The sequence below is a fragment of the Pseudomonadota bacterium genome (assembly GCA_039028935.1).
In the GTDB taxonomy this organism is placed as follows: Bacteria; Pseudomonadota; Gammaproteobacteria; order Steroidobacterales; family SZUA-146; genus SZUA-146.
The window spans coordinates 12,533-35,281 of sequence record JBCCHD010000036.1 but is presented as its reverse complement, the minus strand read 5'-3'; the positions used below and the strand labels follow the sequence as shown (position 1 = coordinate 35,281).

14 protein-coding genes are annotated in these 22,749 nt (G+C 56.5%); 13 read left to right on the top strand and 1 reads right to left on the bottom strand.

All coding sequences use genetic code 11. The features are described from left to right. The 4 genes from AAF465_14325 to AAF465_14310 form a co-directional block, all read left to right on the top strand. The coding region (locus AAF465_14325; GenBank protein MEM7083901.1) for a 50S ribosomal L9 C-terminal domain-containing protein at window positions 1-188 on the top strand (188 nt) is incomplete at its 5' end. A 293-nt stretch (window positions 189-481) separates the two neighbouring features. Then, window positions 482-1,867, top strand: a complete 1,386-nt coding sequence (gene dnaB, locus AAF465_14320) for a replicative DNA helicase (protein MEM7083900.1) — start codon at window positions 482-484, stop codon at window positions 1,865-1,867. Next, a complete protein-coding gene (gene alr, locus AAF465_14315) occupies window positions 1,864-2,943 on the top strand; it encodes an alanine racemase (GenBank protein MEM7083899.1) in 1,080 nt (359 codons plus the stop codon). The genes dnaB and alr overlap by 4 nt, the downstream gene beginning before the upstream one ends. 273 nt (window positions 2,944-3,216) lie before the next feature. Then, window positions 3,217-3,486, top strand: coding sequence for a hypothetical protein (locus AAF465_14310; GenBank protein ID MEM7083898.1), 270 nt, complete (start codon window positions 3,217-3,219; stop codon window positions 3,484-3,486). 171 nt (window positions 3,487-3,657) lie between these two features. Here AAF465_14310 and AAF465_14305 read toward each other — a convergent pair whose 3' ends face one another. Next, window positions 3,658-4,374 (bottom strand): 4'-phosphopantetheinyl transferase superfamily protein, encoded by a 717-nt coding sequence (locus AAF465_14305; GenBank protein ID MEM7083897.1) that lies wholly within the window; start codon window positions 4,372-4,374, stop codon window positions 3,658-3,660. A 364-nt stretch (window positions 4,375-4,738) separates the two neighbouring features. On the opposite strand from AAF465_14305, the gene AAF465_14300 reads away from it, so the two are divergent. Genes AAF465_14300 through AAF465_14260 form a run of 9 tightly spaced genes read left to right on the top strand, consistent with a single transcriptional unit; the run spans window position 4,739 to window position 22,658 of the window. Next, a complete protein-coding gene (locus AAF465_14300; protein ID MEM7083896.1) occupies window positions 4,739-7,207 on the top strand; it encodes a condensation domain-containing protein in 2,469 nt (822 codons plus the stop codon). 32 nt (window positions 7,208-7,239) lie between these two features. Then, complete coding sequence (locus AAF465_14295; GenBank protein ID MEM7083895.1) at window positions 7,240-8,436, top strand: HupE/UreJ family protein; 1,197 nt, start codon at window positions 7,240-7,242, stop codon at window positions 8,434-8,436. 30 nt (window positions 8,437-8,466) lie between these two features. Continuing rightward, complete coding sequence (locus AAF465_14290; protein ID MEM7083894.1) at window positions 8,467-9,615, top strand: acyl-CoA dehydrogenase family protein; 1,149 nt, start codon at window positions 8,467-8,469, stop codon at window positions 9,613-9,615. A 2-nt stretch (window positions 9,616-9,617) separates the two neighbouring features. Continuing rightward, window positions 9,618-11,204, top strand: coding sequence for an amino acid adenylation domain-containing protein (locus AAF465_14285; protein MEM7083893.1), 1,587 nt, complete (start codon window positions 9,618-9,620; stop codon window positions 11,202-11,204). Between the two features lie 34 nt (window positions 11,205-11,238). Next, window positions 11,239-11,475: an acyl carrier protein gene (locus AAF465_14280; GenBank protein MEM7083892.1), complete on the top strand. Its 237-nt coding sequence runs from the start codon at window positions 11,239-11,241 to the stop codon at window positions 11,473-11,475. 4 nt (window positions 11,476-11,479) lie between these two features. After that, window positions 11,480-17,020, top strand: coding sequence for an amino acid adenylation domain-containing protein (locus AAF465_14275; GenBank protein ID MEM7083891.1), 5,541 nt, complete (start codon window positions 11,480-11,482; stop codon window positions 17,018-17,020). 51 nt (window positions 17,021-17,071) lie between these two features. After that, entirely contained in the window at window positions 17,072-19,888 is a 2,817-nt protein-coding gene (locus tag AAF465_14270; GenBank protein MEM7083890.1) for an amino acid adenylation domain-containing protein, read from the top strand. Next, window positions 19,885-20,676: a class I SAM-dependent methyltransferase gene (locus tag AAF465_14265; GenBank protein MEM7083889.1), complete on the top strand. Its 792-nt coding sequence runs from the start codon at window positions 19,885-19,887 to the stop codon at window positions 20,674-20,676. Before AAF465_14270 ends, AAF465_14265 begins: the two co-directional genes overlap by 4 nt. Further along, window positions 20,673-22,658, top strand: a complete 1,986-nt coding sequence (locus AAF465_14260) for a condensation domain-containing protein (GenBank protein ID MEM7083888.1) — start codon at window positions 20,673-20,675, stop codon at window positions 22,656-22,658. The genes AAF465_14265 and AAF465_14260 overlap by 4 nt, the downstream gene beginning before the upstream one ends. The last annotated feature ends 91 nt before the right edge of the window (window positions 22,659-22,749 follow it).

The following is a 22,749-nucleotide window of genomic DNA, read 5'->3' as shown; positions in this document are numbered from 1 at the left end:
TCCGTACAAATTCCACTATAAATTTCCACGCCATTTGGAGAATACTACATTACAAGAATGTAGTGTTCCGCAGCGAAGTTCGATTACCTGAAGGGCCGCTGCGCGTTGTCGGCGAGCACGAGATCGAAATTCATCTGCACACGGACGTCACCATACCGGTTACGCTCAATATCGTCGCAGACGAGTAAGTCCTCACTACACGGCGCCCGTCCCTCAAATATTGAGGGGCGGGCGGCCGGTTTACGAACCTATTTGATTCGACACACGGCGTTTTGAGCCGAGCGCGCTCGCTGTGACATCGTCATTTCAATAGGATAGGACTCGGGCGTACCCGTCCACGCTGACTCTGGCGTACTGCATCATGCGATGGGCAGAGAATTTTGGCACACTAGCTCATCGTGTTTGTTGATCAAACTGATCGATTTCTTGGGGACCGATTCTGAATCCAGAAGACCAGTATTTTGTGGAGAGTGATGCCGCAATGGGCACACTTCGCACGCCGCCACACTCGCTCGAAGCCGAGCGCAGTGTTTTGGGTGGTTTGATGCTGGATAACACCGCTTGGGACAAGGTCGCCGACATCGTCACCAAGGACGATTTTTACCGCCACGATCACCGCTTGGTGTTCGACGCCATATACGCACTGGCCGAACGCACTCAGCCGATCGATGTCGTCACAATTTCTCAGCATCTGGATAGCCACGGCACACTGAATGAGATCGGTGGCTTGGGCTATCTTGGCGAGTTGGCGAAAGACACACCGAGCGCGGCGAACATACGCGCCTATGCCAATATCGTTCGAGATCGCGCCTTGCTTCGCAAGCTGATTCAAGTAGGCGGCGAGATTGCGGATCTGGCGCACGAGTCGACCGGCGAGCCCGTTGGCAAACTGGTTGATCAGGCCGAGCGCAAAGTGTTTGAGATTTCTGAAAGCGGCAAGCGTCAGGGGTCCGGTTTTGTGTCGCTCAAAGAGGTGATGCCCGGCGCGCTGGATAAGCTGGATGATCTGTATCGCTCCGACGGCGATATCACCGGCGTTTCGACTGGTTTTCACGACCTGGATCGCATGACAGCGGGGCTGCAACCGGGCGACCTCATCATTGTCGCTGGGCGACCGTCGATGGGTAAGACCAGTTTCTCGATGAATATCGCCGAGCACGCGGCCCTGGCGCCAGTCATTCAAGAGAACGTCGATGCGGCGGTGCCGACCGCTATTTTCAGTATGGAGATGTCTGCGGAGCAGCTGAGTTTTCGACTGATTTCAAGTCTTGCGCAAGTGGGGCAGAGCAAGTTGCGTACGGGTAATTTCTCGGAAGAAGACTGGCCGCGCATTCACAGTGCCGTCAAATGGATGTCGGCCGCGCCGATGTTTATCGACGACACACCGGCATTGAGTCCCACCGAAATTCGGGCGCGAGCAAGACGGCTTAAGCGAGAGCATGGGTTGGGTCTGATCGTAGTGGATTACTTGCAGCTTATGCAGGTGTCGGGCAGTACGGAAAACCGCACCAATGAAATTTCTGAGATCTCTCGCGGTCTCAAGGCGCTGGCCCGTGAGCTCGAAGTGCCGGTCATTGCGCTGTCGCAGCTCAACCGATCGGTAGAGCAGCGCACCGACAAGCGACCGGTCATGTCCGACCTGCGAGAGTCGGGCGCCATCGAGCAGGATGCGGATGTCATCATGTTCATCTACCGTGAAGAAGTGTACGACCAAGAGACGCCGCGCAAAGGCATGGCTGATATCATCATCGCCAAACAACGTAACGGTCCCACCGGTGATGTGCTGTTGTCCTTCCACGGTCAGTTCACGCGTTTCCGCAACTACGCGCCCGATCGACTCGCCGAAGAGGCGATGAGCTTCTCATGACTGCGTTTGCCTGCGCCGACATTAATCGTCAGGCGCTGCAGCACAATCTTTCCGTCGTTCGTCAGTTAGCTCCTCGTAGTAAAGTGATGGCGGTTATTAAGGCCAATGCATACGGCCACGGTATCGAACAGGTGGCGCGTGCCCTTGATTCGGTCGACGCGCTGGCCGTGGCACGAATCAGTGAGGCGATGGATGTTCGTTACGCGGGCATCAACAAGCCGGTCGTGTTGCTTGAAGGGGTCATGCGGCCGCGCGAGTTGGGTATCGCGTCGATGTACAATCTGGAAATTGTGGTGCACCGTGAAGACCAGCTTGCGGCATTGGAACAGTACACCGGTGTTGGCCGTTTCATTACCTGGATAAAAATTGACACCGGCATGAATCGACTGGGCTTTGATCCGTCCAAATTGCCCTCGATCGTAGCGCGACTAACGGCATTAAAATGTGTGAAGAAACCTCTGCGCATTATGAGTCATTTCGCGTCAGCGGATCTTGCCGATCCCACCATGAGTCAGGCTCAAATAGCCCAGTTTGCCAACACCAAAGACATCGCCGGCGATTGCACGTTTGCCAATTCGGCGGGTATCTTAAATTACCCAGACAGTCATGCCGATTGGGTTCGACCCGGTGCCATGCTGTATGGCATCTCGCCAATTCAAGGCAAAACCGGTGAAGATCTTGGGCTGAAACCGGTGATGACGTTATGGTCTCGAGTGATTGCCGTCAAACCGGTCAAGTCAGGCCAGACCGTTGGCTACGCCGGCGCCTACACGGTGCCCGCTGACACCACCATCGGCATTATAGCGGTGGGGTATGGCGACGGGTATCCGTGGCGTACCAAAAGTGGCACGCCTGTCTTAGTGAACGGCCAACGCTATCCACTGATCGGTCGAGTCTCAATGGATATGATTGCCGTGGATCTTGGTCCTCAAACCGACGTCAAAGAGGGGGATAAATCGGTGTTATGGGGTCAGGGATTATCGGTTGAGATCATCGCTGACAGTGCCGATTCAATTCCGTATGAGTTGGTGTGTGGCATTTCGAAACGGGTTCGTGTCGCGATGCTTCATCAGTAAGCTCAGCGTGGTAGTGGCGTCGCGTCATTTGGACGTAGACTAAGTCTGGCTACGTAACCGTAAACATTCATTGCACAACGTAGATTGTGCCACTTATTCACAGAGTTTCTTCGCAATTTCGTTGCCAAACGCATTACGATAGCGCCGTGCGATGTCAGGGGGGCGTCGCATCCCACCATGCTCACGATCGCGTTGGTTGGTGATGCAACGCTAACGCATCGACACAGGCTGTACGTGGCCGTTCGCGTATGTGTATAGAAGGGGTACAACACAATGGAAAGTCTTATTCCGTTACTCATTTCATTGGTCAGTGGTGCCGCAGGCGGTAATCTCGCCGGCGCGCTGATGAAGAAGTTCTCGCTCGGTATGCTTGGCAATTCACTTGCCGGAATTTTGGGCGGCGGCATCGGTAGCCAGATTATTGGCATGCTCGGTGGCGGTGCGCTCGACGGAATCGTGGGTTCGATCGCAGGCGGTGGCGTCGGTGGTGGCGTGCTGATGGTCATCATCGGCTTGATCAAATCGGCAATGAATAAAGCCTGATTACCCTACGTAAACCGCACTCGCATGGTTCGGGCTTTCGGGCCCGAACTGTGTGAGCGCGACAGACTCCTGTTCCTAACACCTGTGCGGCGACAGTGCGTGGCGGTCTGTCCCGCCGAGTCGCGGTATCCTCTAAGAGGCGCGCGCCGTCGGCTGCCCACTCGAGGTCGATTATTCGCCGTGCCGACCCATCGCCCATTCGCACACATTGAGCGAGACGCGGTGGATCGCGCGAAGTGCTACGGCACCCACATATTCGTCATTGAGTGACATTGAGCCAAGCTGCCAGGGCAGCGCATCGATCGGGGCATGTCGCTCGTTGAGAACCGCCGCGTCCGCCATGATGGACACGTCAAACGACCGCAGATCCGCGCGCAACCCCTGGCCAGTTGCCTTGATTACCGCCTCTTTGCGAGTCCAAACACGGTAAAACGCCGCCAATTTGTCCCGCTCTGGGAGTTTGGCTAGCTCATGCTGTTCGTGCGCCGAAAAAAAACGACGCGTCACCGCCGCCCAGTCGCGAATCGGTTTGACGTATTCAATATCACAGCCCACGTCACGATCGCCGATCGCGATCAGTGCTTTCTCATGCGAGTGGGACAGATTAAATTTGAGCGAGGGATGGGCCCGAAGATGAGGTTTGCCGTTATCGGCGGTATCAAATACGAGCGACTCAGGGGCTGCATCGAGTTCCGCAGCGAGCGCGCTTCGCAACGCGATGCGGCTGCGTGTCCACAACACACGGTGGTGCTCGAATTTAAATCGGTTGGCACGCTGTTGTTCTTCGTTGCTCAGCCAAGCATTGCCGCGTTCAAAACGCGCCGGTTCGCCATCGAGGGACACAACCATCAGGCGCACCGGTGTTGCAAGGCTCGTTAGCGATGTCATGCACGTTCACCGTCTGTTGACTTATGGTCGCTCAGTATACGTGACGTCGCTACACGGGGGCGCGTTATGCTTGCCATCAGGGGGCGGAGAGACCGCAAAAAACGTGCGACATAATGCGCGAGAGTTAGGTCCTAGTCAGACGCGTTGAGGGCCGCTGACTGGCACGTGTTCGGCTTCGTCCGACATCGTGCAAAAAGTGCATTATGTTGTTATAAATATCATAGGCTTATCAGGTATATTCATCTGAAACTCACAAGTGTTCACCTACATTTTGAGTGGCGCCTGCTCCTCATTTAAAGAATAACGAGTTCGGGCCCGTTTACACGTCCACCCGACGGACCAATCCGCTGGATCTGCGCACAAGATGAAAAACGTAGAAGACATTTATCCGGTGACACCGATGCAAGAGTTTATGCTCTTGCACGGATTGGGCGGACATGACGACACGCTGTTCAATCAGTTTGTTTTTGACGTTCACACCGCGTTGGATCCCGACGCCTTTGAGCGCGCCTGGAATAACGTGGTGGCTGCTCATTCGGCCCTTCGTACGGCGTTTATCTGGAAAGGGGTCGAGGTGCCGCAGCAAGTTGTGCGTCAAACAGCGACTGTGGGATATGCGCTCGTTGATCTTGAAACCGTTGATCCTGCCCAACGCGCCGAACGCATCGCAGCGCTGCTCAAGCAAGATCGCGAAGCGGGATTCGATTTTCGTCGCGCACCGCTTATGCGCTTCACACTTGTTCGATTGGCCCCTCACGAATGGAAGGTCGTTTGGAGTAGCCATCACCTGATTGTTGATCGCTGGTGCATCGATCTATTGATGGCCGACTTTCAGCGCCACTATCAGGCTGCGACTACGCAGCAGGCACCCGCTCGACACGTGAGTCCGGTATTTCGTGACTATGTGGCGTGGGTGCAAAGACAAAACCCAACCGATGCGCGTCGACATTGGTCATCCTACCTTCATGGGTTTCGGTTGCCGACGTTAGCGACTGAGCATCTGCGGGCGCAGGATGGGCAGGCGAGTGAGACCGCCAGTACGGCCATCGTCGATCAATTCGCCGCCGCGCGTGCATTGAGCGCACGTGCCGGCATCACACTTAGTACGGTCATTCAGGCGGCGGTTGGTTTGGCGCTTGCGCGGATGAGTGCACAGCCGGATGCTGTGTTTGGCGTGACGGTGGCAGGCCGACCTGCCGACGTGTCGCAGGTGGAGTCGATCGTTGGATCATTCATCAGTACGGTTCCCGTGCGAGTGCGCCTCGATGCGACGCTGACCGTGATTGAGTGGCTGCGACAACTGCATGAAGGACAGCTCGCGGCCAACCAATTTGGGTATCTTTCCCCTGCAGATGTACGTCGCTGTGCAACACTCGACACAGGTCAAGCGCTGTACGACACGCTCATGGTTTGGCTCGCGCCGACGGACGCCGAAGCGGCATCGTCGGCTCAGGCGCTGCCCATGACGCCAGCATCCCAACAGTACGCCACCGCGTTTCCGCTCACCTTGAGCGTCATTGAGTCTGTTGACGCGTTGACGCTGCGCGTTGATTCATCGGTCGGAGGTCTTGAGCTCACGCGGTTGCTGACGCTCTGCGAAGAGGCGCTCGGTCAACTGACCACGTGTGTGCCTGACGAGTCGGTTCAGCAAATGTGGGGTCAATCGCTACACCGTGTGCGTGATGACGCCTTGACCGACATCGTCACCGCCGAGCGTACCGAATCGGAAGGGCTGGCGACAGGTCGAGGTCGCGAAGATGTGCATCTTGATTTGCTCAAAGATCTGGTTCAAAACGAATGGCAGGCGGTGCTGAATACCAGTGATTACATCAATGATGAGGATGATTTTTTTGCGTTGGGCGGCGATTCGTTGAAGGCCGCGGCGCTCCATACGCGACTTGAAGCGGCCACGCGCAAAGCGATTCCACTGCTGGCCCTGTTTGAATCCAGCACCCTCACGGGGATGGCCGCTACGTTGTTTGACGAGCGATGGCCATTACGAGCCGGTATTGCTCAGCCGATCTCCAGTCATGGCTCCGGCTCACCGCTGTTTTGCGTTGCCTCGCCCGAAGTCAATACGTTGGGTTACACCATGCTGTCGCGTCATCTGGATGCGCAACAAAACATGGTGGTATTGCAGGCACCGCCGGGTGGCGACGATTTGGAGCAACTTCATCCGCAAGAGCTGCCACAGTTTGCGCAACGCTATGTGGAAGCAATGCGTACCGTGCAGCCAACCGGTCCCTACTGGCTGCTCAGCATGTGCTCCGGCTCGCATATCGCTAGTGAGATGGTCCGGATGCTCGAAGAGCAAGGCGAGCAAGTCGCTTTTGCCGGCGTCGTCAATACATGGAGTCTTTACTCGATTTCCCGTCGCTTTTACGTCAATCGACTCCTCAACGTGGCCGAGTATTACCAGTCGCGACTACGTGGGTTGTTTCCAGGCCGCGCCCGACCGAGTGAGCAGCTGGCGATGGCCGGTGCCGACGGCGAAACGACAGGTAGGCCGAAACCGCGTGTGTTGCCCGCAGACTCTGCGGTCGGTCTCAGTAATCCATGGATCGCCGAGGTAGGCTTTGCCAATCGATTACCTGAGCGTGCGGCGAGCCGCGTACGTTGGAGCATTTTTCGACTCGATCGCCAACCGTTTTGGCGCATTGGGGAGCCGACATTGGGTTGGCGACGGCTAACCGGCAACGCGCACGCGATTCGTTTAGAGGGCGATGATCACGACGCGATACTGCGTGAGCCGCAGGTTAAGGCCATGGCCACAGCGTTGGCTGAGGAACTCGCCAACGCGCGCGCAGACTTTCCCGAAATGTCCGGTCACTGAGCCAAGTAACGCACACAGTCAATGGGGTAAAAATGAAAACAACAAACGCACTCAAACTCATCGCGATGACCCTCGCACTGACGACCCAGGCACTGGTCTTCGGTCATGCCATGGATCAAAGTTATGTGTTCCTCAATGTCGAAGATAATCGATTGTCTGGCCATGTGGATATGACGATCGCGGACATTAACTCAGCATTGGGATTGAGCATGCCCGACGATGGCACCGCGACGGAGGCGGATGTGGCGCCGCATCGCCCGGCGATTGAAGCCTATCTGCGTGAACGTGTGTCGCTTGCTGTTGATGGCGGTGAGGCCGGTCTGCCGCTCACGGATTGGCAGCTGGCGGACATTGAAATTGCGCAGTACGTGCAGTCCTATTTTGCTTTTGAAGATCTGTCTCAGATGCCCAAAGAGGTCGCGTTTGACTACGCGGTTCTGTTTGCGGAGCGACCCAGTCATCGCGCGATGGCAGTAATTGAGACGTACTGGAAGTCCGGTATTTTTGGTAGCGAGCACATTTCTTTGGTGTTTGAACCGGGCCGAGAGAAGCAAACGCTCACGATCGACGAGTCCAGTGTCTGGACGGGTCTGATCGCGCAGATTCGCAGCGGCATACACCACATCTGGATCGGCATCGACCACATTCTGTTTCTAATCGCATTGCTGCTGCCCGCGGTGGTGGTCCGTCGGGACGGTCGCTGGCAGGCAACCGCGAGTTTCAAGGACGCATTGATTCATGTCGTGAAGGTGGTCACAGTCTTTACGATTGCCCACTCGATTACATTGAGTCTGGCGGCGTTGGGTGTGATCAATTTATCGTCACGACTCATCGAATCGATTATTGCTTTGTCGATTGCGGTTGCCGCGTTTGACGTGCTGCGCCCCATCTTCAATCGCCGCATTTGGATCGTCGTATTCGCCTTTGGTCTATTCCACGGCTTTGGCTTTGCAAGTGTGCTCGGCGATATCGGTATTCCGGCTAGCTATATGGTGCACTCACTGCTGGGATTCAATATCGGTGTTGAAATTGGTCAGCTCGCCATTGTCGCCGTGGCCTTCCCGCTGTTGTATCTGCTCGCGCGGCTTCCTGCGTATACACGTTTTATGATGCCGGCGGGCGCAATCTTATTGATAGTGGTGTCAATGTATTGGTTTATCGAGCGCGGATTCGGTATCGATCTGCCGGCGGGCGCCATGCTCAATGCGGTGTTGAATCTATTTAACTGATTGATTGCGGAAGTGCGATAAGGAACCGTCATGGATTTTAGTTGGAGCGAGGAGCAACGAGCACTCAAGCAACGCGTTATCGAGTTTGCTCAATCGCAGCTTAACGCCGACGAGCGTGAGCGCGACCATGCCAGCGAATTTTCGTCCCACAATTGGCAACGTTGCGCCGACTTTGGTCTGTTGGCGATGTCGTTGCCCAAGCGATACAGCGGTCGCGATGACGTCGATTTTCTCAGTGCGATTCTGGCGATGGAGGGGCTGGGGTATGGCTGCCGAGACAATGGTTTGGCATTTGCTGTTAACGCGCACATGTGGACCGTACAGCTGCCGTTGTTGCACTTTGGTGACGACGCGACGAAGGAAAAATACCTGCCCAGAATGAGTCGCGGTGAGCTCATCGGTGCGCATGCGATCTCGGAACCCGACTCGGGGTCGGATGTATTCAGTCTGAAAACAACCGCGACGCGTTGCGAGGGTGGGTATCGGTTAAACGGTGAGAAGCGATACGTGTCACTCGGGCCGATTGCGGATGTCGCGCTGGTCTTTGCGCTCACCGACCCCGACGCCGGCAAATGGGGTGTCAGCGCCTTTTTGGTTGAACTGGATAGCGAAGGTGTTTCGGTGGGCCCCAATCAATTTAAAATGGGGTTGCGCACAGTGCCGTTTGGCACATTGTCCTTTACGGATTGTCACGTCCCGGAAGGGAATCGACTCGGTCCCGAAGGCGCTGGTGTGTCGCTGTCGACCAGTTTTCTCGAGTGGGAGCGGTGCTCGATATTGGCCAGTCAGGTGGGCACTATGCAACGCCAACTGGAAGACTGCGTCGAGTATGTGCGCAAACGCAAGCAGTTTGGGCAGCCCGTCGGCAAGTTCCAATCGGTATCGAATCGTATCGTCGATATGCGACTGCGCCTTGAAACCTCGCGCCTCCTTTTGTACCACACGGCGTGGCTCAAGCAGACTGGGCAGTCCGCGATGAATGAAGCGGCGATGCTTAAATTGCATCTCGGCGAGTGCTTTGTTGAGTCGAGTCTCGACGCGATTCGGGTGCACGGCGCACAGGGCTATGTAACCGAGTCCGGTGTCGAACGGGATTTGCGCGATTCGGTCGGTGGCGTCATCTACGCCGGCACCTCGGATATTCAGCGCAACATTGTGGCCCGGATGTTGGGATTGTAGACATGCGAGTGGATGCGCAGCACGCTACGATCACTCGCTGTCTTGCACGGGCTGCGTTAACGTTGCCGCATCATACGGCCTGCGAGTTTATGGCCGATACACTGTCGTACGCGACGCTTCAACGCAGAGTGAACCAGCTTGCCAACGAGTTATTGGCGTTGGGCGTCACACAAGGGGATCGTGTCGGCATCTACATGCCGAAATCAATTAATACACCTGTCGCCCTGCACGGCATTATGGCCGCAGGGGCGGCGTATGTGCCACTTGACCCATCCGCACCGGCGGATCGCATTGCGAGCATCATCAATGCGTGTGGTATTCGTATTATCGTGAGCGCGCCTGCCCAGCAACGGGCACTCAAAACACTGGCTAAGCTTGATACCCCACTAACAACGGTGATCGGCGCCGATGTGGGCTGGCATGAGTCCTGGCGGGATGTGCCCTTTGAACGCCTCGAGGCTCGCTCCTCGGACGCCCCGGACATTGAGATCAATGAAAGCGATTTGGCCTATATCATTTTTACATCCGGGTCCACCGGCACACCCAAGGGTATTGTGCACACGCATCGTAGCTGTTTGAGTTTTAGTCAGTGGGCCGTGGACGAATATCAGTTGACCTCGGCGGACCGCATGAGCAATCACGCGCCGCTGCATTTTGATCTGTCGATAATGGATTACTTTTCCGCGGTCATTGTGGGCGCAACGACCATCATTGTGCCCGAAGAGTACACCAAACTCCCTGCCAGCTATTCTCAGCTAATTGAGACCGCCCGATTAACGGTGCTGTATACCGTGCCCTTTGCGCTCATTCAGCTTTTGTTACGTGGTGCTCTGAAGCAACGTGACTTTCGTCACCTGCGTTATGCGATTTTTGGCGGTGAACCCTTCCCAACGGCGCACTTGCGTGCACTGATGGATCACTTACCCCACGTGCGCTTTGACAATATCTATGGCCCGGCAGAAGTGAATGGTGTTTCGCACTTCACAGTCCAATCGCTCGACACGGATCAAGAGAGCGTGCCCATAGGGCCGATCGCCGATCACGCTAAATCGCTCATTGTTGACAGCGATGACCGAATGCGGTCGCCGGGTGAAACCGGCGAGCTACTCGTGCATGCGCCGTCGATGATGGTGGGGTACTGGCAGGATGAAGTGCTCACGCAGCGTTCGCTGTACCGATCGGCAGACGGCGATGTGTATTTTCGTACCGGGGATCTGGTGCAAGCGGACGAGCAGGGCGTGATGCGGTTTGTTGGGCGCAAAGACCGTCAAGTCAAAATGCGGGGTTATCGGGTAGAGCTCGATGAAATTGAACTGGCACTGACCGCGATCAACGCCGTGGAAGAGGGCGCAGCTTACGTCGTCCAAACCGAACCGGGTGTGAACGAAATACGCGCTGAGGTGACGCTCAACGCATCGGCTGAGCCTGCGGCGCTGCTGCAGGCACTGAAGCGCACTTTGCCTTGGTATGCCGTGCCCGCAGCGCTGTCGGTACGTCAAGCGTTTGTTCGGACCACCACCGGCAAGATTGACCGCCGCGAATTAGCGCTGCAGGCCCAGGCGGCACTTAACGCGCACCACGCTCCGTGATCAGACTTCACCAAAATAAATAGGAACAGCCTTCATGAAAGACGCCATCATCACATTCATTACCGACGAAATTCTCGAAGAGGATGAGCGGATCGATGCCGACGAAAATCTGCTAGCCGATGGCATGGTGGATTCGCTTGGCATGTTGCGGTTGATCGGTTTTATTGATGAGCAGTTTGGCCTGGTCATTCCGCCGGAAGACTTCATTTTGGATAACTTTCGTACGGTTAACCAGTTGATGAGCTACCTGGCACGTCGCAGCGCGGAGTAAAACATTGGCGCTGAGATTTATATCGCAAACGGTGACAACCCGGCCGCTAACCCGAAGCCAGCAGTTGATCTGGACAGGGCAGCGACTCCAGCCGGACGATCCCCTGTACAACATGGCGATGGCGTTCGAACTTCATGGTGAAATCGACTCCGAGCGGTTTGTGCGCGCCTTTCAAACGGTGATTGATGCCAGTGACGCCATGCGCACCACGTTTGAACATCATGCGGGCGTTGCGCGACAGCGCTTTCATGAGCAGTACCTCTACGACGTGGAGTGTCTTGATATGCGACGGCAGCCTGCTGAGCAGGTTGACGCATGGCTGGCGCAACGCACGCGGCACATCTTCGATCTCGAGCGATGCCTATTTGATTCTGCCTTACTTCAATTGGATACAGACCGATATATTTGGTATTTCAATCAGCACCATTTGGTGACCGATGCATCATCGACCGCGCTCATTTATCGCGCGATGGCCAATGCCTATAGTCGCGAACGAGATACCGATTCCTGTCCGCTGACATTGCCTCCATTCAGCGCCTATGTGGACCATGAGCAGGCCAGACAAACCTCAAAGGCCAATCAGCGCGCGCGCCAGTATTGGCAAACACGACCCGCGTTGCCGATCGATTCCCTGTCGTTTTATGCGGAGCGGCCGGGCGCGGTCAACGGCGTGACGCGCCGCATACCGTGCGAATTGGGCGTAGAGCGCATCGAGCGCTTCAAAGCACTGGCCGCGTCGAGTCATTGCCAAGCGTTGACTTCGGATCTTGCGCAGTTTCAAGTGATGGCAACAACGCTATTCGCGTGGCTCTATCGCGTGTCCGGCAATCGCACCCTTGCATTGAGTATGCCCACACATAACCGTGGCTCCGATACACAGAAGAAAACACCGGGGCTGTTTATCGAGCTCTATCCACTGATTGTTGAGATCGAGGATGATGAAACGTTTTTGAGTTTGTATCGCAAAGTCGCCGCGAGTACGCAAAATGTGCTGATTCATACTGCTCCGGGGGCCAGTAGCTTTGCTCTTAATCGGGATGTTCAGGTGGTTTTGAATTACATTACCGCTGAGTTTGGCCCGTTTGGCGCGATTCCGATGACATCGCGTTGGATTCATCCGGATTCGGGAGACCGCAATCACTTGGTTCGAATGCAGGTTGAGAATTTCGACGGTATCGACAACCTACGGCTATTTTTCGATGTGAATGAACAGGCGTTTCCCGGTGCCCAACAAACGCGGCCGGGCCAGGATTTTTGCCGATTGATGGACGCGTTCACTCAGCAACCGCAACAGCGGATCATCGATGCGCCGCTGCTGACCAGTGAACACCTCGAAGCGCTCGGCGTCGACAACCCGCAACCCGAGCGCGCGGCAGATCGGCCGGCCACCGTGATCGACGCCTTTTGCCAGCGCGTCAACAGCGTGCCCCAATCGGTTGCGGTCAGAGAGGGGGCGCAAACGCTGACCTACCGTGAGCTGAACCGCTCTGCGCAGGCGTTCGCCCAGAAGCTGGCCGCAATGGGGGTAGAGCCCCATGATCGTGTGGCTATCATGCTGCCGCGTTCGCTCGACGCCATCGTGGCCATTTTGGGCACCTTGATGCGCGGCGCGGCCTACGTACCGATCGACGATACGCACCCACTCTCTCGGCGGCAGTTTGTGTTACGTGATGCAGAAGTAAAGGCGGTCGTGTGCGCCGTGTCACAGGCGGATGATGTTCAAGATGAGCAGGCCGTGATTACCGCGCCCTTTGAACTTGATGACACGATTAACCACGAATCCAGTGTATCGCCAGCGCACACCGCGTACCTCATTTATACGTCTGGCTCAACGGGTACGCCAAAAGGGGTGGAAGTTGGGCACGATAACCTCGCGCACTACATCGGCTGGGCCGCCGGCTACTATCAGCCCGAGCGCCCGCTGTGTTGGCCGCTTTTTTCGTCACTGGCGTTTGATCTGACGATCACGTCGCTGTTTGTACCGCTGGTGAGTGGCGGCGAACTGGTGATCTATCGAGACGATGCCGTGTCGGGCATGCTCATTCGCGATGTTGTCGAAGCCAATGAGGTGGATGTGATTAAACTCACGCCCGCTCATCTTGCACTGTTGCAAGCAATGGATCTATCGACGAGTCGACTACAGAGTCTGATCGTGGGGGGCGAAGATTTTCGCACCGAGCTTGCGCGTTCCGTGCACAACTATTTTGGCGGTCGCGTCAAATTATTTAATGAGTACGGTCCCACCGAGGGCACGGTCGCTTGCGCGGTGCATGAGTACGAGCCTCAGACCGATACGCTGGTTTCTGTACCGATCGGTCATGCGATACACGGCACGTATCTGTATGTACTGGACGAAGCGGGTCGGCACCAGGTGCCAGGTGCAATCGGGGAGCTGTGCATCGGTGGGCCCGGTGTGGCTCGCGGTTATTTTCGTCGCGATGCGCTCACCGCAGAGCGATTTATTGCCGATCCCTATCGGGCAGGCGAACGGCTGTACCGAACGGGTGATTTGGCGCGTTTTCGTTTGGACGACAAAGCGCAACTCGGTGCGCTGCAGTGTCTTGGCCGCATCGATCATCAAATCAAGCTCAACGGATTTCGGATCGAGCCGGGTGAAATCGAGCAGGCGATGCTCAAGTTACCGTCGATAACCGAAGCGACGGTGATGTTGCATGTGCCCGAAACAGTGGAGCACGACGAGGAATTTTGTGTGCGCTGTGGGATCTCCAATCGACACCCTGCGGCACAATTAGATGACGAGCAGGTGTGCAAGATCTGCCGTATTTACGAGGCCGAAGCTCAGCGTGCAAGAGACTATTTTAGAACGCTGGATGACCTTGCCGAAATAGTCGACACGATCGTCGCGAGTCGCGCGTCGCGAGAACCCGGAGCGGCCGATTGCATGATGTTGCTCAGTGGTGGAAAGGACAGCACGTTTGCGCTCTGTCAGGTCGTTGACCTTGGGCTCAAGCCATTGGTGTTTACACTCGATAATGGCTTTATCTCGCAAGGTGCGAAAGACAACATGAAGCGGGTAACGGATCATCTGGGTCTGGAGCTTATCGAGGGCACAACACCGGCTATGAACGCGATTTTCCGCGATAGCCTCAATCGTTTTAGCAACGTGTGCAACGGCTGTTTCAAAACGATTTACACATTGAGTCTCAAGATTGCGCGCGATCGGGGTATCCGCCATATTTTTACCGGATTGTCGCGTGGACAAATCTTTGAAACCCGTGTTGCGGATCTGTTTCGTCAGGGCGAATTCGATATCGATCGCATCGATTCGATGATCATCGACGCGCGGCGCGCGTATCATCGAGCGGACGATGCGGTGTCCCAGCTCATGGACGTGTCGCATTTTGACGACGACAGCGTGTTTACCGATATCGAGTATGTGGATTACTACCGTTATACGGACGTTGAGCTTAGCGAAATGCTGGTGTATCTCGACGAGCGTGTGCCCTGGGTGCGCCCAGCCGATACGGGTCGCTCTACTAATTGTCTGATCAACGAAGCCGGTATTTTTGTGCATAAACAAGAACGCGGCTTTCACAACTATTCGCTGCCTTATAGCTGGGACGTTCGCTTGGGCCATAAAGAGCGCGATGCCGCTCGCGAAGAGCTTGACGACAATATTAATATTGACAATGTCAATCGAATTTTAAACGAGATCGAGTACACGCCACGAACAAGCAGTGAACGACGTGAGCGGGCGCAGCTTGTTGCCTACTATGTCGAGTCGTCACCTCTGGATAGCCACGCACTACGAACTGCGTTGGCCGACGTATTACCCGACGCGTTGGTGCCGACCGCCTATGTGCCGCTCCAAGCGATGCCGCTAACGCCAAACGGGAAAGTCGATCGCGCGGCATTGCCAACACCGTCGGCGAGTCGCGCCCATCTAGATGTGCGTTATGAGGCGCCTGAAGGACAGGTCGAGAAAACGTTGGCTACGGTGTGGCGAGAGGTCTTTGGCATCGATCGAATTGGCGTCAATGATAATTTCTTCGAGCTGGGTGGGGATTCCATTGTCAATATTCAGATTGTCGCGAGTGTCGCCAAACATGGACTGTTGTTGTCCCCACAGCAGGTGTTCGACCGGCCCACTATTCGTGCGCTCGCACAGGTGGTCGACAGCACCACCGAATTAGCCAGCGAGCAGGGTCCAATCGAAGGCAGCGTCCCGCTCGCGCCGGCCCAGCAACGTTATTTCGGGTGGGGATTAGCTCGACCCGAGCGCTATTGCCAGTATGTGGTGCTTCACTGCGAGGAAACGCTGGATACGCACATACTCCGTGAAGCGTTGCGACAATTGGTCGTGCATCATGACGTACTCCGGGCACAGTTTCATCAGGAAGAGGGGAATTGGACCCAAACGTTCGCAAATGCCGACGAGGCATCGGTGAACGTTCAGACGCTTGCCGAGCATGACGTGGATACGCAATGGGTTGAACGTCACATCGGGGCTTTTCAGCAGCGCTGTGAGTTGAAAAGCGGACAGTTATTTCACGCCGTGCTCGCGCCGGGGCCGTCATCCTCGCTGCTACTGATTGCGCATCACCTGATTATCGATGCGGTGTCATGGTGGGTACTAATGGACGATCTCGAACAGGTGTATACCGCACTGAAACGGGCCGAACCGGTTCAGCTGCCGCCCAAAACGACCTCTATGCGCCACTGGGCCGCGGCTCAGCAGACGTTTGGTGCATCGACTGCCGCGCGCGATGAACTCAGCGGTTGGCAGCGTGCCGTGCGTCAGGTCAACGCGCTGCCCGAGGACACCGGTGAACACGTTGCTCGATCGATGCGCCTGTCACTCGACAGTAAAACCAGTCGACAGTTACTGTCCGACGTTAGTGCCGCATGGCGTATACAACCCCAAGATGTCCTTATTGCGGCGCTGGCCGATACGGTTTTTGCGTGGAGCGGATTGAGTCATTTTACGCTGGACGTTGAAGCGCATGGTCGCGAACCCATTACGCCGGAAGTCGACACACTGCGCACGGTAGGGTGGTTCACGAGTGTCTACCCCGTCACATTGGCCGCGGACGAGGCGACGGAGGAAGCAGGTATGTTGCCGAGTGTGCGTGACCGCTTGCGTCGCGTGACGCTCGGCGGCTCGAGTTACGGCGCACTCCGGTTTGGTGCGGATAAAGCGACGGCAGCCGCGTTGTCGCCGGCGGTGGCCGTGCCGGTGTTGTTCAACTATCTGGGTGTTTGGCGCCAACCTCGATCCGGCGGTTTGCTGACGTTTGCCCGTCCTCTTGCCGCATCGTTTGGCGAAGACAATACGCGTCCCTACGCCTGGGAAATTAACGCCATGTTTTATGACGGTCAGTTGCACATTGATTGGGCGTATCAAGGTGCTTATCGCGAGGATACGCTGCACGCGCTCGGCGCAGCGCTGCGGCAGCGCGTAACCACGCTGGTGGAGTATATTCTGAGTCATGACGACACGCTCGCCGATACGAGTGATTTTCAGTCAGCCGGGGTTGATCAAGGTGATCTCGACGATATTCTGGCCGAATACGGTGACCTTTAGCATGTATCACGCCCCAACTGCCCTGTTTGCCGTTCGGCCTGTATCACACGAATGGGTACGCCACGTATGACGCCGCGCAATATCGAAGCCATCTTCCGACTAACGCCACTTCAAGAGGGTCTGCTCTATCACACCCTCGATACGGCCCGGCCCGGCGCTTACTTTGACCAGTTTGGTGCTCAGTTGGAGGGCGACATCAATATCGATGCCCTCCGTGAGGCCTGGAACGGCGCCGTCGAAGAACATGCGATACTGCGTACCTTCTTTACCTGGGAAAAGCGCGACCATCCACTCCAAGTTGTGCGCAATCAAGTCGAGCTACCGTTTGACATTGACGACGCACGTTCATTAAGTGCGGCGACTCAACAGACAACGATTGCGGCCTACACCAAACGCGACCGCGAAGCGGGCTTTGTACTGGATCAGGCGCCCCTCATGCGCCTTAAATTTTGGCGATTGGCCGATAATCGCTACTACATGCTGCTGAGCTTTTCGCATCTCATCCTCGATGGTTGGTCGATGCGTCTCGTGCTGGCGAATGTGCAGGCACGCTACACCGCGCGGGTACAAGGACAGAATTTCATTGCCACGGACGCCCCGACCTTTGAGCAGTTCGTGAATTGGCAGCGACAGCAAAATACAACGCGCGCGACGGCATTTTGGCGCGACTATCTGGCTGGCTTTTCGATGCCTTCCTCGCCTCGCCTTAAGCAAGATGGGACGGCGATTGACCTGCCCGCTCAACAAACCGCGTATGAGCTGTCGAGTGAAAAAGTCGAGCGACTACAGAGTTTTGCGCGTCGTTCACGCGTTACTCTCAACACGCTGTTTGTGGCCGCGTGGGCGCTGGTGCTCGAACGGTACACCGATCGACAGGATGTGGTGTTCGGAACGACCTCGGCCGGGCGGCCGCCTGAACTCGCGGGGATCGACCGAACCGCTGGATTGTTTATCTCGACGGTGCCGACGCGTGTCCGATTATCGGGGCGCGTCGACGCGCTGCTCGATACCATCCAGCGCGAGCAAGTAGCCCAACGCGAACACGACCACGTTGGATTGAGCGCAATCCAAAAAGCCAGCGATGTGCCGGCGGGTCTGCCGCTGTTTGAAACGCTGCTGGTATTTGAGAACTTCCCCTCCTTTGACGCCGGCGATCAGCGGTTGACGTTTGACGAGCAACTGTTTGAGGAGTACTCGCATTACCCGCTCGCGCTTCTGATTGTGCCGGGTCCAACAATGTCTCTGATTGCGGTACACGATCAGTCGGTATTCAGTGCGCAGGCGATTACCGATATGTTGGCCGCCGTCGACGCGGCACTGGCCGAGCTGATTGGCGCCGAGCAGGTTCGTGACATCGATGTGTTGCGCGACGCAGGCACCGACTTGTCGCAAGCACTCGGTGCGTCCACCGATGTTCCTGCGCACACAGTGTTAGAAGAAATACGTCAACACGTCGCACACACGCCCGAACGGACGGCCATTGCTGTGGGTGAGGAAACGGTGTCCTATGCCAAGATGTGGCGTTTGGCCGAAGAGGTGGCGGTCGACATTACGCAAAACCATCCCGGCGCCTGTGCCTGCGTGATTGTGTGTGAGCGAAATCACTGGGCGATCGTCGCACAGCTTGCGGCCCTGATGGCGGGCAAAGTGTACGTAACGCTCGATGCAAAGGACCCGTTGAGCCGCATTGAATTCGTGATGGCTGACTTATCGGCTGGCCGTGAGGCGCTGTCCGGTGATGCCGGACCCTTGCTGCTCACGACCTCAACGCGTGATGCGGCGAATGACGACGTCGAACGACTGTATGTTGATCGTTCGACATCGCCCGCTCCAGCCGCGATCTCTACCTCGTTGCCACGCGATACGGCCTACGTGATTTATACGTCAGGCTCGACAGGTCAACCCAAAGGGGTTCGCGTGTCGCACGGCAATCTCGTGAACTCCACACTGGCTCGTGGGCACTACTATAGCGCCGCACCCGAGGCATTTGCGTTGTTGTCGTCGCTGGCCACCGACAGCTCGATTGCAGGCATTTACTGGACACTCTGCACAGGTGGCAAGCTCGTGTTGCCAGCGGACCGAGCCGAGCTCGATGTGACCTCACTCATCCGCGTGTTTACCACCGAGGCGGTCACCCATACATTGTGCGTGCCGAGTCTCTATGCCCTGATGCTCGATGAGCTTGAACAAACAGCGTGTCGCTCACTTCGCGCGGTGATCGTTGCGGGCGAGGCCTGTCCGCAACCGCTGGTTAAGCGGCACGCCGCGCTGTTGCCGGGTGTGGCTCTGCATAACGAATACGGTCCGAGTGAAAGCTGCGTCTGGGTTACCGCCGCGCAGTTGCGCGCGGAAAACGCTGTGTCCATCGGTAAGCCGATTGTCAATACGGTGGCACTCGTGGTGGATCGTCACGATCGACTCGTGCCGCGAGGCGTGCCGGGAGAGCTGGTTGTGGGCGGGGCAAACGTTGCATTGGGCTATTTGAATCGTGTTAACGACACCGATTCTCGATTCGTTCATCGCGAGTCACCGCTGGCGGGGCGGTACTACCGCACGGGCGATCGCGTTGCGATGCGACTCGATGGTGACATCGTGTTTTTGGGACGAACCGATCACCAGCTGAAAGTGAGAGGGTTTCGCGTTGAACCCGGTGAGGTAGAGGCTGCACTGTGTGAACTTGTCGATATCGACGCGGCCGTCGTTGTTATTGAAGAGAGCGATGTGGGCGGCGCCCTGGCTGAACTGGTGGAGAGCGTGAACGACACCCACGCTGATTTTGTCGCACACGCTCTGGCCGAGATTGAGCAGCTTGAGGACGACGAAGTGGCGTCCGCACTCCATCAACTTATGCAGAAGGATTTTGAATGACCAAACGCATTAAACGTCTGCGAGAGGTGGACGTCACGCTTCAAATTAAAGACGAAGCGTTCATCCGCCCCCCTACGGAGCAGCAAAGACACTGGCTGCTTAACAGCGCTATGACCGAGTTTATGTATGACCTGCAACGGTTGGACGAACTGGCTCGGGAGTTTGTGCCGGGTGCCGGCCATTTACGCACGGAAGATCGAACTCAAGCGGTATTGTCCGATCAGGAAATCATGGAGGACTGGCAGTTGCCGCTCATGCAGGAGATGGCCAAAGCGGTTACTCGCAGTCATGGCCATGTGCTTGAAATCGGATTTGGGCGAGGTGTGTCATCGGCGATGATTCAGGATGAAGGCGTTCGCTCGCACACGATAATCGAGTGTAACGACTCCATTGTTGCGCGCTTTGAGCAGTGGCGGAAAGACTATTCAGCCAGCGAATTTCATCTTGTGCACGGCCTTTGGCAAGACACGCTGCCCGCCCTTGGGGAATTTGATGGGATTTTCTTTCACACTTATCCACTCAACGAAGAGGACTTGCTGCAGCAAATCGGTCAAAGCGTGACGTTTGCCGATCATTTTTTTCCCCACGCCGCCGCGCATCTCAAACCGGGCGGTGTGTTCACGTATCTATCCAACGAAATGGACTCTTTGAGCCGCACCCATCAGCGCTTGCTGTTCTCGCATTTTCGTCATGTCGACCTGCAGGTTGTGCGTAATCTCAATCTGCCCGACAACGTGCGCGACGCGTGGTGGTCCGATTCGATGGTCGTTGTCGCCGCCACAAAATGAACACACGACACTCACTTACCCTTCACGAGCGTCTGGCGGCCTTAACACCGGCTAAACAACGGCTGTTGCTCGAACGCTTACGTGCATATGGCGATAGTCCATCCAAAAGCGGCCGACTCGTGGCGTTTTATCAATCCGCCCAACCGATCGAGGCGGAGCGCTTGCGCGAGCGCTGCACCAGCGCGCTTCCCCAGCATATGGTTCCTCAACGATTTGTGCAGACGACCGAGCTTGCTCTCACGGCCACGGGCAAACTTGATCGCGAAGCGATGCGGGCTCGGTTGTGGACGGAGGACTCGCCCGACGCGCCATCAGCTGATCTGACTACCGCACGTAACGCGATTGAGCAAACATTGACGGACATATGGTGTGAGGTACTGGGTTTTGATGAAATCAGTGTGTTCGATAACTTCTTCGAAGTGGGTGGCGACTCACTGCAGATAATCCGCATTCTGTCTCGGGCCGCGAAGGCGGGCATCCGCATTAAGCCGGACGCGCTGTTCGCTCATCCGACTATCTCGGCGCTCGCGCGGGTCGTGCAGGAGGAGCAGACTGAATCCACGCAACCGCAGAAGTCGTCGGTCCGCCTGGAAGGCGAGCTTGCGCTTACGCCCATTCAGCACTGGTTCTTCAATGTCTTTGGCACACAATCGGGCCACTGGAACCAGTCGATGTTGTTCAGGCTGGAAAAACCGTTGGCGATGGGGGTGCTCAAGACTGCCCTCGATCAACTCATGCAGCGTCACTCGGCATTACGCACCACGTTTCACGTTGAGGGTGAGTCGGTAAATGCCACGGTGAATCGTTCGTTGGCCAGTGCGGTGCGCCTACATGCGCTCGTAGCAAACTCTAACGCGGATCAGCGCGAGGAAATGCGGCACGAGGCCAGCCGTGAGAATGCCGCTATGCAACTTGACCGCGGGCCACTCCTGCGTGCCGTGCTATTCACTCAATGCGAACCGGGCTATGTCCTGCTTTGCGCGCACCATCTGATCGTGGACGCGGTGTCGTGGCAGGTGATGGTGGCGGACCTCGAGGCGTTGTTGGACGGCGGCGAGGTGGCGATCTCAGGTGGCATAACGGAGTGGGGCGAACAGTTGGCTAAACTTGAGCGAGCAGGGCGCTTCGAGCGGAGTAAAGCCTTTTGGCTCGCGCAAGCACAGCATGAGGCGACCAGCTTACCGGCCACGCGCGCCGGCGGTAATGACGAAGGGAACTGTCGTTGGATTACCCGCACACTCGATTCTGCGCACACACAGGCCCTTGTGTCCGAGCGCACCAAAACGTTGCGCGCGTCGGTGCAGGAAGTGTTGCTTAGTGCGGTTGTACGGACATTGCTTGACTGGACTGAGGGCGAGACTATCGCCATCGATCTTGAGGGGCACGGGCGTGAGTCACTGACCGACAGCGTGGACATCTCACAGACCATCGGTTGGTACACAACCGTGTTTCCGGTTGTTTTTGCGCTGACCGATACGACGTGGCACGGTGCGCTTAAAGACGTCAAAGAGCGTCTGCGCATTGTCCCCGACAACGGATTGAGTCACGGCGTGCTCGCCTATTTGAGCGACGACACACCGACTCGCACGGCGTTGCGCGCCGCGCCCCGGTCAACGGTGCTGTTCAATTATCTGGGTCGTGAAGAATCGGGAGACGGACGCGTGCTGAGTCTCGACGACGCGCGCTTTGGACAAACACGGCGTGCTGATCTGACCCGCGCGTATCAGCTGGAACTCAATGCCTTTGTTCGCGAAGGCCAATTGCATATCGATTGGGCGTATGGTCCAGACCAGTTTGAGACGAGCGTGATTGACGGATTGGCGGATCGCTGTATGCAGGGACTTGACGCGCTGTTGTCTGGGGACAGCGCCGAATCAGCGACGGTGTCGACGACCGATTTTCCGATGGCTGGTCTTGATCAGTCTGCGCTGGATACTCTATCGTCACAGCTTGATGAGCTCGATGATTTAGATGATGACTAATCGAGTATTGATAGACGTCCGTTGAGCCAATCGCTGCGCCACTACGCGGCTGATAGTGAGGAGTGATCGAGTCGTAGTTGAATCGTTGCGC